The sequence below is a fragment of the Vibrio hepatarius genome (assembly GCF_011806575.1).
GTDB classification, from domain to species: domain Bacteria; phylum Pseudomonadota; class Gammaproteobacteria; order Enterobacterales; family Vibrionaceae; genus Vibrio; species Vibrio hepatarius_A.
In genome coordinates, this window is record NZ_JAATOO010000063.1 from 1 (window position 1) to 2,087 (window position 2,087).

Annotated in this window: 2 protein-coding genes; both read left to right on the forward strand. The window is 42.5% G+C overall.

What is annotated here, in order from left to right; translation table 11 throughout:
- Positions 1-511 precede the first annotated feature (511 nt).
- Positions 512-1,039: a PAS domain-containing protein gene (locus tag HCZ42_RS21635; RefSeq protein WP_167422725.1), complete on the forward strand. Its 528-nt coding sequence runs from the start codon at positions 512-514 to the stop codon at positions 1,037-1,039.
- A gap of 8 nt (positions 1,040-1,047) precedes the next feature.
- Positions 1,048-2,087 (forward strand): methyl-accepting chemotaxis protein (locus HCZ42_RS22075; protein WP_217702311.1); only part of this gene is annotated, 1,040 nt, incomplete at its 3' end.

The window sequence follows — 2,087 nt, forward strand, 5'->3', positions numbered from 1 at the left end:
TATGCACGTTGCGATGGATTTGGTTAAGGAAGATTGGTTAGGTGACGATGATGTACTGGCAGAGCTGCTCTCGGTAGTTGAGGGTGCTGAACACGCAAGTATGGATGTGGTGAACGCGATAACCAATGTCGTGCAAGAGAAGCATGCGCAGTATGCATAAAACCACTAAGTCGATTAATCGATAAAGACTAAAAAGGAGTACATGATGTGCTCCTTTTTCGTAAATAACTTTTCCAAATTAAATGGTGAAAGAAAATAAACAATCTAAAAGCAAAATGTCTACCAGGCTGGGAGTGAGTAAAAATATTATTTAGAGAAAACAAAAAATCTTTGAATATTAAAATAGTATCATTTTATTGATTAAATAATATGTCAATAACACAGTGAAATTTAAAATATAAATATGTTGATGAGATTTTGGCCTAATAGGGTTTGGATATATGGTATTTTGTATTTAATGAATTTTTTCATTATAGATTCATATAATCCATAATCCGCTAGGGGCAATAACTTGTCTATTCAACATTCTAGTAAAGAAGTCACCTTTGCAGACGACGAATTCATCGTCTCTAAAACTGACACTCAAGGGCGTATCGTCTATGCCAACCGCGTATTTATGCGTGTTTCTAACTATCCTGAGAGCGATCTGCTCGGGCAACACCATAACATAATTCGTCACCCTGACATGCCTAGAGGTGTTTTCTATGGATTGTGGAAAACACTTGAAGCTGGGGAAGAATTTTTTGGCTTTGTAAAAAATATCACCTTGGACGGTGGGTATTATTGGGTGTTTGCCAATGTAACCCCGGATATCAAAGAAGGTAAGCTCGACGGGTACTTTTCTGTGCGTCGTCTTGCACCGATTAAAGCGCGAGAAGAGATTGAAGAAATCTATAATGAGATGAAAGAGATTGAGCGCAAGCACGATCGCGGTACAGCGCCAGAGGCATCATGGAGCGCGATGGTCGATAAAGTTAAGCAACTCCATCATATGAGTTATGAAGAGTTTGTCATTAACTTGTTCAATAAACATCGCTAAGAGGTCTTATGATGCAAAAAAGTCATGTTAGCAAAAATGTGCCGCTTCTAAGGCAAAAGTTCCTCCTCGTTTGTTTGGTGTTCCTCACCATTACTTTGGGCATGTTGAGCTTTAGTTTCTATTACCACGGTTTCTCTTTAAATGAATTGCTACTTGTGTTTTCCGCACTTGCATTCTCTGCTTATGCGTACCGTGATTACACCCGTCATCTTTCAACGTTAGAGCGTATTCACGATGCGCTTATCCAAGCCAAAAATGGTAAGACACATGTTCGTATCACCGAGACAAAAGGGTTGGGTGAAGTCGGCTTTGTGGCATGGGCACTGAACGATTTCCTCGATATTATCGAAACCAACTCGCGTGAATTGTCTAATAGCTTCGAGGCAACAGGCAAAGGCAAGTACTACCGTAAATTAATGACGGAAGGGATGCCAAAAGGGTTTGAACGTACGATGTACGAGGTTAACCAAGTGATAGATTCGATGCATCAAGTTCATATCTCTGCGCGACAAAATCGTTTGAAGAGTGAGCTTCATCGTATCAATACCGGTAACTTGCTTAGTAACCTGAAAAACAATCAGACAGAGCTGGTGAATCTATCGAGTAAAATGGACGACGTACTTAACATTGCGACCGAAAGCCGCGATGGTGCAGAAGAGAGTCGTGCGCTGGTTGAGAAGATCCGTATCGCGTTGGCGAGTATGATCAAATGTATGCAAAACATGGAGTCAACCGCGCAGGAGTTGGGTGAAGAAAGTGGCCGTATCTCTGAAACCATCGATGTGATCACAGGTATCGCAGAGCAGACAAATTTACTGGCACTTAACGCGACGATTGAAGCGGCGCGTGCTGGCGAAGTCGGGCGAGGTTTTGCGGTTGTCGCAGATGAAGTCCGTCTGCTAGCCGATAGAACCCGGGAGTCTACTCAGAACATCAGCGAAACGGTCCATTCGATTACAGGGCGTATTCACGAAGTGGTATCGCAAACCACCGAGGTGTCTCAGCAAACCAGCATGGTGGCGAATGAGGTGGACCATTTCCATGACAG